The following is a 14,507-nucleotide window of genomic DNA, read 5'->3' as shown; positions in this document are numbered from 1 at the left end:
GAGGCGCATGGCAACCGTCGCTGAGTGGATCGAGGGCGCCCGACCCCGCACCCTGCCGAACGCCGTCGCACCCGTGCTGGCCGGGGTGGGAGTCGCGGCCCAGCTCGACGCGCTGTCGTGGTGGCGTTCGCTGCTGGCGCTGCTCGTCGCCCTCGCGCTGATCGTGGGCGTCAACTTCGCCAACGACTACTCCGACGGCGTCAAGGGCACCGACTCCGACCGCGTCGGCCCGCTGCGCCTCGTCGGCTCGGGCGCCGCGTCGGCGAAGGCCGTCCTCGCCGCAGCACTCACCTCGTTCGCGGTGGCCGGAGTGCTGGGCCTCGTGCTCGTCGCCGTCACCGGACAGTGGTGGTTGCTCCTGGTCGGGGCCGCCTGCATCGCCGGCGCGTGGTTCTACACCGGCGGGTCGCGCCCCTACGGCTACGCCGGGTTCGGCGAGGTCGCCGTGTTCGTGTTCTTCGGCCTCGCCGCCGTGCTCGGCACCGTGTACGTACAGGCAGAGCGTGTGAGCTGGGAGGCGCTGGGCTGTGCCGTGGCCGTCGGCTGCCTGTCGATGGCGGTGCTCGTGGCCAACAACCTCCGGGACATCCCGACCGACCGCGTGGCAGGCAAGATCACCCTGGCCGTCCGGCTCGGCGACTCCGGCACTCGCCGCTTCTACGCCGTGCTCGTGGTGGTGCCGCTGCTGGTGACGATCGCGCTGGGGGTGGCCCATCCGGTGGCCCTGGTGGGGCTCGCCACGGTGGCGTTGCTGATCGCCCCGGTCCGCACCGTGCTGTCCGGCAGCACCGGGCTGCAGCTCATCCCGGTGCTTCGCGACACCGGTTTCGCCATGCTCGCCTGGGCGATCCTCACGGGCGCCGCGCTCGCGTTCGCGGGCTGAACCGGCCGCCCCGACTCACCCGGGGAAGACGCCCGTGTTCAGGAACTTCTCGAACGCCGCAAGGTGGGGCTCGACGTCGAGTCCCCGTTCGGCCAGCCACGCGTCGTCGTAGTAGGTCCCGGCGTAGCGTTCGCCGCCGTCACAGAGCAACGTCACCACGCTGCCACGCTCGCCCCTGGCGAGCATGCGCGAGATCAGGGTGAATGCGCCGTAGAGGTTGGTACCGGTCGAGCCACCCGCCCAGTGACCGGTGTGGCTGCGGAGGAAGCGGATCGCCGCGAGCGACCCCGCGTCCGGCACCTGGATCATCTCGTCGATCACCTCGGGCACGAACGACGGCTCGACGCGAGGCCGCCCGATTCCTTCGATCCGCGACGGCTGACCCGTCTGGTAGTCCCGCGCGCCCGTCCGCCAGGCCCAGTAGAACGCGGAGTTCTCCGGGTCGACCACGGCGATCTTCGTGTCGTACCTGCGGTAGCGGACGTACCGCCCGAACGTCGCGCTCGTACCCCCGGTACCCGCACCGACCACGATCCACGACGGCACGGGATGCCGCTCCGCGCGAAGCTGGTTGAACACCGACTCGGCGATGTTGTTGTTCCCACGCCAGTCGGTGGCCCGCTCGGCGTAGGTGAACTGGTCGAGATAGTGGCCGCCGCACTCCGCCGCGAGCCGCTCGGCCTCCGTGTACATGTCCGGCGGCCGGTCGACGAAATGGCACCGTCCGCCGTAGAACTCGATGAGCTCGATCTTCTCCCGGCTCGTCTTGCGCGGCACCACCGTGACGAACGGCAGACCGAGCATACGGGCGAAGTACGCCTCCGACACGGCTGTCGAGCCGCTGGAGGCCTCCACGAGAACCGTGTCCGGCCCGATGCGCCCGTTGACCAGACCGTAGAGCAGCAACGACCTCGCGAGTCGGTGCTTCAGCGAGCCCGTCGGGTGCACGGACTCGTCCTTGAGGTAGAGGTCGATCCCCCACTCCGGAGGCAGCGGGAACACGTGCAGGTGGGTGTCGGCGCTGCGGTTGGCGTCGGCCTCGATGATGCGGACGGCCTCCCGCACCCAGGCGTCGTTCATCGACCGCCCTCCGCGCGCTCACCGTCGGCGCCGTCCTCGGGCGACGGCGGCTCCTGCTGTTCCTGCTGCTCGGTCTGCTCCGTGGTGCCGGAGCCTTCCGTGCCCGTGTCCGACCCGGAGGTGTCGTCGGAGCCGGCCTCCCACTGCTCCCCGCGAAGCTCTGCCCGCAGCCGGGCGCGTTCGCGGGCCCGGTGCTCGTTGCGCACGGCGAGCCCCTCGGTCACGCGCGCGTTCAGGGATCGGAACAGCAACAGGCCGAGGGGAAGCCCCACGACGAGCCCGATGACGAGGCCGACGAGGAGCGGGACCTGCAGCGCCACGAGAATCGCCGCGATCACCGCCACCAGCGCGAACCGGGCGAGCACGTACAGGCTGAGGTCACGAACAAGCGTGTCGGATCGGCGGTCGCTCACATCGTCCGAGGCTACGCCGTGTCCTCGGCCACCCGTCCGACGCCCGAACAGCACCGTTTGTCCCTTACTACCTCTTTACCCTCGGACAACCGTTCGAGTACTCGCAGGGTGAAGTGACACGATTGTGACCTCCGAGTAGTGAAGGAGGCGAAGAGTGACCGCGAGCACTGGAGGCCGGCTTCTGACGCCGGGCGAAGTCGCCGCATTGTTCCGAGTGGACCCGAAGACGGTGACGCGATGGGCGACTGCGGGTCGTATCGGATCGATCCGCACCCCTGGGGGACATCGCCGTTTCCGCGAGTCCGAGGTCAATCAGCTGCTGGCCGAGCTGACCACGGACGCGAGTGAACGCCCCCGGAACTGACCCCCTTCGGGGTGTCCTTCGTCTGCCATCCGGTCCCCTGCCTTGCGAAGGACACCCCGGACAGCGCAATGGACAAAAGGGTTAATCTCGGGTGCAGTAGTGTGGGTCATCTGCGCGACACACCGAAGGGAGCGAGCATGATCTACCTGCTCGCGGCGATCGGCGCCGCCACTGTCGCTGTCCTCCTGTGGCGCATGCTCGGCGCCGAACGTGTCGGGGTGACCGCCCAGCAGAAACCCCTTGCGCCCGACGACGATCCCGAGTTCCTTCGTCGTCTCTCCGAGCAGCAGAAGAAGAACAAGGACGACGAGTCCTCCAGTTGATCCCGCGCTCCCGGCGCCGCTTCCGAGCCCCGGGAGCGTCCGTATGCGGGTTCAGCTCGGCAACGGCCGTCCCGGCGCGTCGAAGCCGTCGGCGATGGTCGCGGCCAGTTCGAGCAGAGCCGACCGGGTCTCCTTCGACAGGCGGTCGAGCTCGATCTCGGCGCCTTCCTCCAGGTGCGGGTCGAACGGAATTCTCGCCACCCCGCGCACGCGTGCCGCGAAGTGGGCGGTCAGCCGGTCGATGTCCACCGAACCCGTCCGGGGCCGCACTGAGTTGATCACCGCGACCGAGCGGGACACCAGGTCGCCGTAGCCGTGGGCCTCCAACCAGTCGAGCGTGGCGGAGGCGCTGCGCGCGCCGTCCAACGAACTGGACGAGACCACCACGAGCGCGTCCGCGGAGTCGAGCACGCCCTTCATCGCCGAGTGCATCAGTCCGGTGCCACAGTCGGTGAGCACGACGTTGTAGAACCGCTCCAGCACCGACAACACGCGAAGGTAGTCGTGCTCGGAGAACGCCTCGGAGACGGCGGGGTCGGCGTCCGACGCCAGCACCTCCAGTCTGCTCGGCCCCTGCGACGTATAGGCCCGGACGTCGCTGTAACGGGCGATGCGGTCGGCGTCGCGCAGCAGGTGACGCACCGTCGCCGTGGTCTCGATCGGGATCTTCTGCGCGAGCGTGCCGGTGTCGGGGTTGGCGTCCACGGCGATCACGCGGTCGCCGCGCAACGACGCGAACGTCGAGCCGAGCGTGGTGGTCATGGTGGTCTTGCCCACGCCGCCCTTCAGGCTCAGCATCGCGATCCGGTAGCAGCCGCGCAGCGGCTGGTTCACCCGCGACACCAGCTCCCTGTGGTGGCGGTCGGCGGGGCCCTCACCCGGGTTCACGAGCTTCCCGGTTGCCACGTAGACGGCCCTGCGCCACCCCGACCTGGGCTCGCGCTTCGGCTTGCGCACGAACTGCGCCCCGTCGAATCCCGCCGGCTGCGGACCGGTCACCGGGTACTGCGGTGCGGGCAATCCTCCCGGCACCGACACTCCGTGCTGGGTGTTCGGTACGACGGGCGGCATCGGCGCCTGCCACGGACCGGACGGTCCCTGTTGCCAGGCCGTCGGGTGAGGTGTCGAGTCCGTGCTCGCCTCGGAATAGAGCGGATGATCCGGCACGCCGGGTTCGTTGGGTGTGGTCACCGCGTCAGTCCTCCGATGGGTTGGCTGGGTGGACCAACGTCCCCCTCACGCGTCACACGGAAGACGGTAACCGCCCCTGAACAGGTACGTCAGCCGACTCCGGCATACGAGTGAAGTCCGGTCGACACGAGGTTGACGAAGAACAGGTTGAACACGGTGGCCGCGAAGCCGACGACGTTGATCGTCGCGGCGCGCGTGCCTCGCCACCCCGCGGTCGCCCGCGAGTGCAGGTAGGCGGCGTAGATGACCCACGCGACGAACGCGACGGTCTCCTTCGGGTCCCAGCCCCAGAACCGACCCCAAGCGGCCTCGGCCCACACGGCACCGCACAGGATGCCGAAAGTGAACACGGGGAACGCGAAGACGGTGGTCCGGTAGGCGACCCGGTCGAGCACGTCGGCGCTCGGCAGCTTCGGCGCCAGCTTGCCGAACTTCACCGGGTCCCGGTCATAGGCCGACCGGATCAGGTACAGGATGCTCGCCACGCCCGGCACGAGGAAGATGCCCGAGCCCACGGCGGCGGCGGTCACGTGGATCACGAGCCAGTAGGACTGCAACGCGGGCTGCACCGGAGCCGCGACGGCGTAGAGCAGCGTGCCGCCGACGAACATGAGGATGACCACGGGCAGCAGCACGAAGGACGACAGGTGACGAATGGGGTGCCGGGCCATCATCACCAGCCACGCGACCACGGTGACGAGAGTGATCGCGGTGATGTACTCGTACATGTTGCCCAGCGGGAACCGGCTGGTGGCCAGCCCGCGGAGCACCAGTGCCGCGAGGTGCAGACCGACGCCGAGGACGGTGAGGGCCACACCCATGCGACCGATGCGCTCGGTGCGGGTCCGGGCCTGCCGCGCCCCGGTGGCAGTGTCCGAGGTCGACGCGGTCGCCGTCGAGCCGCCCCCCACGCCGGCGAACTCCTTCTGCCTCGTGCGTTCGGCGGCCTGCACACCGCGCTTGCCGAATGCCTGTTCGACGAGGAAGAAAATCATCGCCAGCACGTACACCACGACCGAGGTGGTGTACGACCAGTCGCTGTACTGAGACAGCGTCTCGTTCACCGGCATCAGCGTGCCTTTCTGTCCTGCGTGAGGTCGAGGATGTCCCGCGAGAGCGCGGTGAACTCCTCGCCGTACCCGGCTTGGTCGGTGCGGGCGAGCCCGCCCAACTCTACTACAGAGCGTCGGACATCCCCGTCGCCGGAGTCGGCGGCCGGAGACACGCGCGCCCAGAACCGGCGGCGTTTCACCGCCAACGACGCGCCCAGCCCGGCGAACATCACGATGGCGAAGGCGAGCATCCAGCCCTGCGTCGGATCGTGCGAGACCTGCAACGACACCCACCGCCGAACACCGTCGAAGCTGATCTCGGTGCCGTCGTCGAGCGTGATGCTCTCACCGACCTTGAGGTTCTCGCGGGCCACCCGCTCCAGTCGTCCGGAGTCGACCATGCGCTGGTCGATCTCGAAGATCGACTGCGAACGTCCGGAGTCGACTCCCAGCTCCCCACGCATGACGTCGACCGCCACGGCCGGATCGGTGAGCTCCGGATAGGACGACGACAGGATGTTGCCGTGCAACAACGCCGTGGGCGCGAACAGCCCCGTGATCGCGAGCTGGTTCTTCCGGCGCTCCGCCGAGTCGGTGATCCCGGGCGGGTCGAACTTCGTCGCCCCCTGCGAGAGCATCGTCGTCGTGTCGGTGGGCCGCCACTGCACGGTCTGCGTCCGCGTCTCGCCGTCCGGCCAGGTCACCGTGAACGTCGGCGCGTACCCGTGGCCGAGCAGGTAGACGCGGTCGCCCGCCGTGCGCAGCGGCTCGTTGACCTCCAGGTGATGGTCGCGCCACGTGCCCGTGGTCAGGTCCTCGCCGGACTGGTACTGGATGTCGGCCTCGTAACTGACGGGCTGCCCGACGTCGGTGTACTCCGCCTCGAAGGCGTTGACCTTCACGCAGAACGGCGAGAGCTGGGTGCCGTCGACCTGCAGGCCCGGGTTGAACGAGTCGTAGGCGAAGACACCGGAGTTGCAGAACTCGTGCCCGTTGGCGTGGACGATCACCTGGCCCTCGTACGAGTACATCGCGCCGAGCGCGAACGTGGCGATCAGGCCCAGCATGCCGAAGTGGAAGAGCAGGTTCCCGGTCTCCCGCAGGTAACCGCGCTCGGCGCTGATGGTGCGGACCCCGTCGGCCTCCGTCCGCTCGACGACCCGCCAGCCGCGCAGCCTGCGGCGCACCTCGCCCAGCACCGTGTCCGGGTCGGCCTCGATCTCGGCCCTGACGTGGTGCGGCAGCCGCGCCAGGTTCCTCGGCGTCAACACCGGACCCGCGCGCATGGCGCGGAGGTAGTCGCCCGTCCTCGGCACGAGGCACCCGACGAGCGACACCATGAGCAGCAGGTAGATGGCCGAGAACCACGGGCTGGAGTAGACGTCGAAGAACTGCAGCCGGTCGAGCAGCTCGCCCCACCAACCGTGCTCGGCGATGTACTCCTCGGTCTTCTGCGCGTTGAGATCCCACTGCGGCAGCAGCGCCCCCGGCAGGGCGGCCAACGCCAGCAGGAACAGCAGCACCAACGCGGTGCGCATGGACGTCAGCCCACGCCACGTGTTCCGCACGAACGCCCAGCCCCGACGCAGCGGCGTCTGCCGGTAGACCGGACGCGGTGTCTCCGGTGGTTCGGTGGTCGTCTGGCTCACAGCGGCATCACCACGTCCGAGATGAAGGCGTCCCGCATCCAGCCCGTGAGCTCGGCCCACAGGCCCGTCACGAGGAGGACACCGACGACGAGCAGCATCGCCCCACCGACGATCTGCACCGTGCGGCCGTGGCGGCGCAGCCAGTCGGCGGCGCCGACGGCCCATCGCGCTCCCGCGGCCAGCAGGATGAACGGCAGGCCCAGCCCCAGGCAGTACAGCAGGACGAGAAACAGCCCTCGCACGCCCGTGGCGCCGCTCGCCGTGGCCAGCATGAGCACGCCGGACAGCGTCGGGCCGATACAGGGCGTCCAGCCCAGCCCGAACACCGCCCCGAGCACCGGAGCACCCCAGACACCCATCTTCGGCACCCGGTGGATGCGGGCGTCGCGCTGCAGAGCCGGGAAGAAACCGAGGAACACGAACGCCATCGCGATGATCACCACACCGCCGATGCGCTGGAACAAGTCCTCGTTGACCCAGAGGGCGTCGGCCAGCCACACCAGGCCGCCGACGCTCGCGGCGAACACCACGGTGAACCCGAGCACGAACAGCGCGGCCGCACCGACGACGGCGAGTCGCCCCTTCTTGCGCCCCTCGTCGGCGCTCACGGCGGGCGCGTCGGCGCCCACCAGTGCTGCGAGGTAGGCGAGGTAGCCGGGCACGAGCGGGACCACGCAGGGCGAGGCGAACGAGATCGCTCCCGCGAGCAGCGACAGTCCCGCGGCGAGCAGCAGCGGCCCGGAGGCCGCCAGCTCGGTTACCGCATTCACGCGCCTCAGCGTAGGGAATGTGGTTCCCGTGAAGCCCACTGGCTGGTACGGCGAGTGAGCTGGATGACCGGATTGCCGGACTCAGCCGAGGTCAGCGAAGTCCGGCACACCCTGTCAGGACGCCTTCTCCGCCACCAACCGGTCGATCAGCGGACGCAGGTCGTCGGCGAGCAGTGCCCGCAGGAACACCGCCGCGACCCGGCCCTCCCGGTCCACGACGATGGTCGACGGCACGAAGCTGCGCGGGTAGCCGGACAGGTTCACCAGCGACCGCCCCGACGGATCGTAGATCGACGGGTAGGTGAGCCCGCGGTCGCGCATGAAGTCCTGCGGCGCCGACCGGTCGTGGTCGCGCACGTCGATGCCCAGCACCACGACACCGTCGTCCTTGGTGTCGTCGTAGAGCTCCTGCAGCTCGGGCGCCTCCGTGCGGCACGGGCCGCACCACTGGCCCCAGAGGTTGATGACGACGACCTTTCCCTCGTAGTCCGACGCGGCGATGCGCTTGCCCTCCTCGAACAGGTCCTCGCCCGCCACCTCGGGCAGCTGCTGACGCTGCTCGCCCTCGTAGTAGATGTCGCTCTGGCCACCGGGTGCGACGAAGCTGAATTCGCCACCGCCGCTGACCACCGCGTCGTCGCCGGTGGTGCAGCCGGTGAGCACCGCCAGCGCGGCGAACGCCGCGGCGACGACCTTGCGCGTGCGTGAACTCATGCTCCGGTCACCTTCGGGTCGGTCCTGCCCGCCGGTTCGCTGTAGACGATGTCCACCAGCTGTTCGTCCTCGAACACAAGGCTGGTGAGCGAGGCGAGCGAACACTGCCGCCGGCGCGGGTCGTGCCACAGCCGCTTGCCTTCCAGGTACCGGCGCAGCGTCCAGATCGGGAGCTGGTGCGACACGCAGAGCGCTTCCTGCCCCTCGGCCGCCGCCCTGGCGGCGTGCACGGCACCCAGCATGCGATGGGCGATCTCCAGGTACGGCTCGCCCCACGACGGCAGCAAGGGGTTGCGCAGCTTCGGCCAGTGCCTGGGCTCACGCAACGCGCCGTCGCCGACGCTCACCTTCAGGCCCTCGAACTGGTTGTCGGCCTCGATGAGGCGTTCGTCGGTGGCCACGTCGAGGCGGTGTGCCGCCGCGACGGGAGCGGCCGTCTCCTGCGCCCGCTCCAACGGCGAGGCGACGACGTGGGCGAGGTCGTGCGAGGTCAGCGCCTCCGCCACGAGCAGCGCCTGTTCGCGTCCCCGGGCGGAGAGCCGGTACCCGGGCATCCGGCCGTACAGCACACCTTCGGGGTTGTGCACCTCGCCGTGGCGCAGCAGATGGACGACGGTGCGGGTCCCTCGACCGATGGGGCGGCTCATGGGCGCTCCGCCGCGGCAGCGGCCTGAGCGGCCTTCGGCAGGGCCGCCTCGATGATCTCGAACGCGGCGTCGTCCATGGCGGCGTTGACGAACCATGCCTCGAACGCGCTCGGCGGCGGGTACACGCCCGCCTCCAGCAGCGCGTGGAAGAACGGCTTGAAGCGCCACGTCTCCGAGGCGGCGGCCGACTCGTAGTCGCGCACCGGCGTCTCGGTGAAGAACACGCTGACCAAATTGCCCGCGTACGAGACGGTGTGGGCGACACCCGCGTCGGACAACGCCCGCCCCAGCAGGTCGCCGAGTCGCTCGGCGTTGCGGTCGAGCGCGCGGTAGGTGGACTCGCCCGCGAGCTTGAGCGTGGTGAGGCCCGCCGCGACCGCCACGGGGTTCCCCGACAGCGTGCCCGCCTGGTACACGGGGCCGGTCGGCGCGAGGCGTTCCATGACGTCGGCGCGACCGCCGAACGCGGCGGCGGGCAGCCCGCCCGACATGACCTTGCCGAACGTGTAGAGGTCACCGGCGACGCCCTCGCGGCCGTACCAGCCGGCGGCGGAGACGCGAAAGCCGGTCATGACCTCGTCCATGATCAGCAGCGCGCCGTGCTCGTGCGCCAGCTCGCGCAACCCGGCGTTGAAGCCGTCGAGCGGGGCAACGGCACCCATGTTGCCCGCCGCCGCCTCGGTGATCACGGCCGCGATGGAGTCGGGGTTCTCGGCGAACGCCGCGCGGACGGCGTCGAGGTCGTTGTAGGGGAGCACGAGCGTGTCCGCCGCCTGGGCACCCGTGACACCCGGCGAGGTCGGCAGCCCGAGCGTGGCGACGCCCGAACCCGCCTGAGCGAGCAGCGCGTCGACGTGTCCGTGGTAGCACCCGGCGAACTTGATGATCTTGCTGCGCCCGGTGAAGCCGCGAGCCAGCCGGATCGCGCTCATCGTGGCCTCGGTCCCGGAGTTCACGAGCCGCACCCGCTCCACGGGCTCCACACGGCGCGCGATCTCCTCGGCGAGCTCCACCTCACCCGACGTCGGCGTACCGAACGACAGCCCGGACGAGGCCGCCCGGCGTGTGGCCTCCACCACCTCGGGGTGCGCGTGGCCGAGGATCATCGGTCCCCACGAGGACACGAGATCGACGTAGCGGTTGCCGTCGGCGTCCCACAGGTAGGCACCGTCACCACGGACCATGAACCGCGGAGTACCACCGACCGCCGCGAAGGCCCTCACCGGGGAGTTCACCCCGCCCGGCGTGACGGCGGCGGCCCGCTCGAACCAGGACTTGGACTGCTCGACTGCTCCTGTCACGTCTCCCAGTCTCGCAAAACCGACTTCGTCAGGTGTCGGCCGGCCGGGCCTGGTGCGATGCACGTCGCCTCCGACGCCGCCGCGTCCGCACTCCGAGCACGACCTGCCGTGACGCGTCCACGAGCAGCACCCCCGCCACCGCCGCCGCGACGAACGCCAGACCGACCCACTCGCCCTGGTACACGTGCGACACCAGCAACTCCCCGTCGCCCGACCGCACCCTCACGTCGACGGTGGCCGAACTCCAGCACCAGACAGCCGCCCAGCCTGCCGCCACGACGAACACCAGCTCGACCGCCGCCACCACGAGCCGCCACGGCTGGTGCAGGTGGTCGACGGGGACACCAAACCCGGGCGTGGTGAGGGATTCGGCAGCGTCGGTCACGGCGGGCAGTCTCTCACGTCGGCGGTCGTGCGCGGTCGGGTCGTGCGCGGTCAGGCAGGCCTCAGGCACGGTCGGCCAGGCTCGCCCGCAGGGCGTCCCTCAGTGCATCGCCGTCGCGGGCCCACGCGAGCACCAGCGTGTCGTCGGTCAGCCGCAACGGGACCCCGGTGAACTTGCGGGGCACGTCGAATCCGCCGCCGAGCACCCTGGTGCCCGGCGGGGCCTCGTCGTCCTCCACCGCGGCGACGTCCTCGACGGCCACGCGCTCACCGCCCTGCCACAGCTCGGTGGCCGTGACGCGGACGCTGAGAAACCGGCGACGAGCGTGGACCCACAACGCCGTCGCCAGGAACAACCCGACGCCCACCCCGGCCCACAACACCGCGTTGGCCGGGGCTCCGGAGAGCAATTCGAGCAGGTAGCCGACGAGCGCGAACGCGGGCCCCCACGTCAGCGGCCAGCGACTCGCGCCGGGCTCGTGGTAACGGACGTCCTCCGCCGGGTTCAGCGCAATCCGCCCCCGCCCGGCCGTGGGAAGTAGTCGGTGACGCTCGGCAGGTAGAGCAGGGCCGTGGCCACCACCGTCAGGAACGCCGCGACGAGGATGGGAACGCTGGTCGGGAACAGCAGAAGCTGGATGAGCAGCGTGATCGCGGCGAGGACCGTGAGGATCGTGCGGGCCGACCGCGCCCCCTCCCGCGCCTTCCACCCGAACAGCGCGAACAGGATCGCGAACGCCACGGCGGCGACGAACATCGTCCACAGCAGGGTGGTCACCCCGGTGCGGATCTGTTCCTCGTCGAGGCCGTCGTTGGTGTTCAGCTCGATCAACGCGTTCGACACGGTCTCCTGCTGCGTGAGCGTGAAGCCGAACGCGGCCACGAGCAGCAGGCCACCCACCACGTACAGCCAGAAAGCCACCGTCACCGGGGTCGGCGGCGTCACCGTCCGACCGGCCCCACCCGGCTCGGGCGGCAACCCCTTGGCCCGGCGTTCGTCGTCCGACTCGCGACGCTTCGACGCGCCGTCCGATTCGCCTGGTTCAGTCACAGCCGCGAGCCTAGTCCAGCCAGGCAGCCGCTTCAGCCGCCCAGTACGTGAGGATCAGATCGGCACCGGCCCTGCGGATCGAGGTGAGCACCTCCAGGATCGTGCGCTCCCGCTCGATCCAGCCGTTGGCGGCGGCGCCCTCGACCATCGCGTACTCGCCGGAGATGTTGTAGGCGGCCACCGGCACCGGCGACGCCTCCGCCGCGGCCCGCACGACGTCGAGGTAGGCGAGCGCGGGCTTCACCATCACAGCGTCGGCGCCCTCGGCCACGTCCAGCTCGATCTCCCGCAACGCCTCCCGCGCATTGCCGGGATCTTGCTGGTAGGTGTTGCGGTCGCCCTGGAGCTGGGAGTCGACCGCCTCGCGGAAGGGGCCGTAGAACGCGCTCGCGTACTTGGCCGAGTAGGCGAGGATGCCGGTGTCGGTGTACCCCGCGTCGTCCAGCGCCCGCCGGATGACCCCGACCTGGCCGTCCATCATTCCGCTCGGGCCGAGCAGGTGCGCCCCGGCCTCGGCCTGCGCGACCGCCATGTCGGCGTAGCGCTCCAGCGTGGCGTCGTTGTCCACCACGCCGGAGGCGTCGAGCACTCCGCAGTGACCGTGGTCGGTGAACTCGTCCAGACACGTGTCGGCCATGAGCACGGTCGAGTCGCCGAGCTCGGCCCGCAGGTCGCGCAACGCGACATTGAGGATGCCGTCCGGGTCGGTGGCGGCGCTGCCCTCCGCGTCCCGGGTCTCGGGGACGCCGAACAGCATGAGCCCTCCGACTCCGGCCTCCACGGCCTCGACGGCGGCCTTGCGCAGCGTGTCACGGGTGTGCTGGACGACGCCCGGCATGCTCGAAATGGGCCGGGGCTGCGACGCGCCCTCGGCGACGAACAGGGGCAGGATCAACTGACGCGGGCGCAGCGTGGTCTCACTCACCAGCCGTCGCATGGCGGGAGTGGTGCGCAACCGACGGGGACGATGCTCGGGAAACACCCTCCCGAGCCTACTCGCGGGTACGCACGACCGGCCGTGGCTCGGGACGCGGCCCTGCTCACGAACGACGAGAGCCACCCGCCGGGCAGGCGAGTGGCTCTCGGTCGAACTCGGGACGTCGGCCGTCAGGAACGGCGCGTGCGCTTGGCCTTGCGCGGCGGCGGCAGCGCGCCCTCGGCACGCAGTCGCGCGGCGTGCTCGGCGAGCGCGTCGACCAGCTCCACGGCGTTCGGCCGCTCGGGCCGCACGTCCACGCGGAGCCCGAACTCGGTGGCCGTCTCAGCCGTCTTCGGGCCGATGCACGCCACGAGCGTGCGCGCGTGCGGCTTGCCCGCGATGCCGACCAGGTTGCGGACCGTGGACGACGAGGTGAAGCACACCGCGTCGAACCCACCGGTCTTGATCATCTCGCGGGTCTCGGCGGGCGGCGGAGCGGCCCGGACCGTGCGGTAGGCCGTGACGTCGTCGACCTCCCAGCCACGCTCCTGCAGACCCGCCGACAGCGTCTCCGTGGCGATGTCGGCCCGCGGCAGCAGCACGCGGTTGACCGGGTCGAGCACGTCGTCGTAGGGCGGGAACTCCTCCAGCAGCCCCTCGCTCGACTGCTCGCCCTTGGGCACCAGCTCCGGGATGATGCCGAACGACCGCACCTTGTCGGCGGTCGACTCGCCGACGCAGGCGATCTTCACACCGGAGAACGCCCGCGCGTCGAGACCGAACTCGGCGAACTTCTCCCACACGGCCCGCACGGCGTTGGCCGAGGTGAACACGATCCACTGGTAACGGCCGTCGACCAGGCCCTTCACCGCGCGCTCCATCTGCGCCGGGCTGCGCGGCGGCTCCACCGAGATCGTGGGCACCTCGTGCGACGTCGCACCGTGGCTGCGCAGGCGCTCGGCCATGTCACCGGCCTGCTCCTTGGTGCGCGGCACCAGGACCTTCCAGCCGTAGAGGGCACGCGACTCCCACCACGACAGCTTCTGCCGGTTGCTCACCGCCTCGCCGATGGTGACCACCAGCGGGCCCACGAGCTCACCCGCGTCGGCCGCGAGCGACGCCAGCGTCGAGTCGAGCGTGCGCTGCGTGTTGATGGTGCCGTTGGACGTCACGGCCACCGGCGTCTGCGCCGACAACCCGTGCTCGACCAGCGCCGACGCCGCCTCCGCGAGGTGGCTCGACGTCGCGTGCAACACGATGGGGCCCGGGGTCGCGGCCAGCTTCGCCCAGTCGGCCTCGCCGGACCGAAGGTCGACCTCGACGTGTGTTCCACCGAGCGCGACACCCGCGTACGCGGGGACCGCCGTGCCCGCCGACACGCCCGGGATCACGTCGAACACCGCGCTCGTCCGCGACACCGCCTGCACCTCGGCGACGATCGCCTGCTGCGTCAGCGGGTCACCGGCCGTCAGCCTCAGCACCAGCCTGCCCGCCTTCGCCTCGGCGGCCAGGTCCTTCGCCACGTCGCCGGGCTCACCGACGGCGGGGCGCACCTCGGCGTCGGCGTTCGCGAAGGCCAGCACCCCCGACGGTACGTCGGGGTCGGTCACCACGAGGTCGGCCTTCGCGAGCAGCTCCTGAGCGCGAACCGTCAACAGCCCGGTGTCACCAGGGCCCGAGCCCACGAAAGCGACACGCCCCGTGGTCTTGCGTGCGCGGGTCATTACGTCGTCTCTCCTCGTCGTCGACCGCGGTCGTCGCGGCCG

The 14,507-nt window shown here is 70.5% G+C and carries 17 protein-coding genes; 3 read left to right on the top strand and 14 right to left on the bottom strand.

Annotation, left to right across the window (positions count from 1 at the left end):
* The first annotated feature begins 7 nt into the window (after window positions 1–7).
* Complete coding sequence (locus JAV51_RS10735; protein WP_197320557.1) at window positions 8–883, top strand: 1,4-dihydroxy-2-naphthoate polyprenyltransferase; 876 nt, start codon at window positions 8–10, stop codon at window positions 881–883.
* Window positions 884–898: 15 nt separating this feature from the next.
* Here JAV51_RS10735 and JAV51_RS10730 read toward each other — a convergent pair whose 3' ends face one another.
* Window positions 899–1,963, bottom strand: a complete 1,065-nt coding sequence (locus JAV51_RS10730) for a PLP-dependent cysteine synthase family protein (RefSeq protein ID WP_197320556.1) — start codon at window positions 1,961–1,963, stop codon at window positions 899–901.
* Complete coding sequence (locus JAV51_RS10725) at window positions 1,960–2,376, bottom strand: DUF4229 domain-containing protein (protein WP_307845862.1); 417 nt, start codon at window positions 2,374–2,376, stop codon at window positions 1,960–1,962. The genes JAV51_RS10730 and JAV51_RS10725 overlap by 4 nt, the downstream gene beginning before the upstream one ends.
* A 154-nt stretch (window positions 2,377–2,530) precedes the next feature.
* Between JAV51_RS10725 and JAV51_RS10720 the strand changes: the two genes are divergently transcribed.
* Window positions 2,531–2,740, top strand: a complete 210-nt coding sequence (locus JAV51_RS10720; RefSeq protein ID WP_005443050.1) for a BldC family transcriptional regulator — start codon at window positions 2,531–2,533, stop codon at window positions 2,738–2,740.
* Window positions 2,741–2,877: 137 nt separating this feature from the next.
* A complete protein-coding gene (locus JAV51_RS10715) occupies window positions 2,878–3,063 on the top strand; it encodes a hypothetical protein (RefSeq protein WP_197320554.1) in 186 nt (61 codons plus the stop codon).
* Between the two features lie 51 nt (window positions 3,064–3,114).
* Here the strand turns inward: JAV51_RS10715 and JAV51_RS10710 are convergent, their stop codons facing one another.
* From JAV51_RS10710 to JAV51_RS10655, 12 genes are all read right to left on the bottom strand, one after another.
* Window positions 3,115–4,254 (bottom strand): MinD/ParA family protein, encoded by a 1,140-nt coding sequence (locus JAV51_RS10710; protein WP_197320553.1) that lies wholly within the window; start codon window positions 4,252–4,254, stop codon window positions 3,115–3,117.
* Window positions 4,255–4,343: 89 nt separating this feature from the next.
* On the bottom strand, window positions 4,344–5,324 hold the full coding sequence (ccsB, locus tag JAV51_RS10705; RefSeq protein ID WP_197320552.1) for a c-type cytochrome biogenesis protein CcsB: 981 nt from the start codon (window positions 5,322–5,324) through the stop codon (window positions 4,344–4,346).
* Window positions 5,324–6,955 carry a cytochrome c biogenesis protein ResB gene (locus tag JAV51_RS10700; RefSeq protein ID WP_197320551.1) on the bottom strand — a complete coding sequence of 544 codons (1,632 nt, stop codon included), beginning with the start codon at window positions 6,953–6,955 and terminating at the stop codon, window positions 5,324–5,326. The genes ccsB and JAV51_RS10700 overlap by 1 nt, the downstream gene beginning before the upstream one ends.
* Window positions 6,952–7,725 (bottom strand): cytochrome c biogenesis CcdA family protein, encoded by a 774-nt coding sequence (locus JAV51_RS10695; RefSeq protein WP_197320550.1) that lies wholly within the window; start codon window positions 7,723–7,725, stop codon window positions 6,952–6,954. Before JAV51_RS10695 ends, JAV51_RS10700 begins: the two co-directional genes overlap by 4 nt.
* A gap of 114 nt (window positions 7,726–7,839) precedes the next feature.
* Window positions 7,840–8,439: a TlpA disulfide reductase family protein gene (locus JAV51_RS10690; RefSeq protein WP_197320549.1), complete on the bottom strand. Its 600-nt coding sequence runs from the start codon at window positions 8,437–8,439 to the stop codon at window positions 7,840–7,842.
* Entirely contained in the window at window positions 8,436–9,086 is a 651-nt protein-coding gene (locus JAV51_RS10685; protein ID WP_197320548.1) for a histidine phosphatase family protein, read from the bottom strand. Before JAV51_RS10685 ends, JAV51_RS10690 begins: the two co-directional genes overlap by 4 nt.
* Complete coding sequence (gene hemL / locus JAV51_RS10680) at window positions 9,083–10,387, bottom strand: glutamate-1-semialdehyde 2,1-aminomutase (protein WP_197320547.1); 1,305 nt, start codon at window positions 10,385–10,387, stop codon at window positions 9,083–9,085. The genes JAV51_RS10685 and hemL overlap by 4 nt, the downstream gene beginning before the upstream one ends.
* A gap of 28 nt (window positions 10,388–10,415) precedes the next feature.
* Entirely contained in the window at window positions 10,416–10,772 is a 357-nt protein-coding gene (locus JAV51_RS10675; protein WP_197320546.1) for a hypothetical protein, read from the bottom strand.
* Between the two features lie 61 nt (window positions 10,773–10,833).
* Window positions 10,834–11,280, bottom strand: coding sequence for a hypothetical protein (locus JAV51_RS10670; RefSeq protein WP_231641936.1), 447 nt, complete (start codon window positions 11,278–11,280; stop codon window positions 10,834–10,836).
* The gene (locus tag JAV51_RS10665) at window positions 11,277–11,822 is read right to left on the bottom strand and encodes a hypothetical protein (protein WP_197320545.1); all 546 of its coding nucleotides are present in this window, start codon (window positions 11,820–11,822) and stop codon (window positions 11,277–11,279) included. The genes JAV51_RS10670 and JAV51_RS10665 overlap by 4 nt, the downstream gene beginning before the upstream one ends.
* 10 nt (window positions 11,823–11,832) lie before the next feature.
* The gene (hemB, locus tag JAV51_RS10660) at window positions 11,833–12,804 is read right to left on the bottom strand and encodes a porphobilinogen synthase (RefSeq protein WP_197320544.1); all 972 of its coding nucleotides are present in this window, start codon (window positions 12,802–12,804) and stop codon (window positions 11,833–11,835) included.
* 125 nt (window positions 12,805–12,929) lie between these two features.
* The gene (locus JAV51_RS10655) at window positions 12,930–14,465 is read right to left on the bottom strand and encodes a bifunctional uroporphyrinogen-III C-methyltransferase/uroporphyrinogen-III synthase (RefSeq protein ID WP_197320543.1); all 1,536 of its coding nucleotides are present in this window, start codon (window positions 14,463–14,465) and stop codon (window positions 12,930–12,932) included.
* Window positions 14,466–14,507: the final 42 nt, after the last annotated feature.

This window comes from Saccharomonospora sp. NB11, assembly GCF_015910535.1.
GTDB lineage: Bacteria > Actinomycetota > Actinomycetes > Mycobacteriales > Pseudonocardiaceae > Saccharomonospora.
The sequence above is the reverse complement of the archived record's forward strand: the minus strand, read 5'-3'. Positions and strand labels throughout refer to the sequence as shown.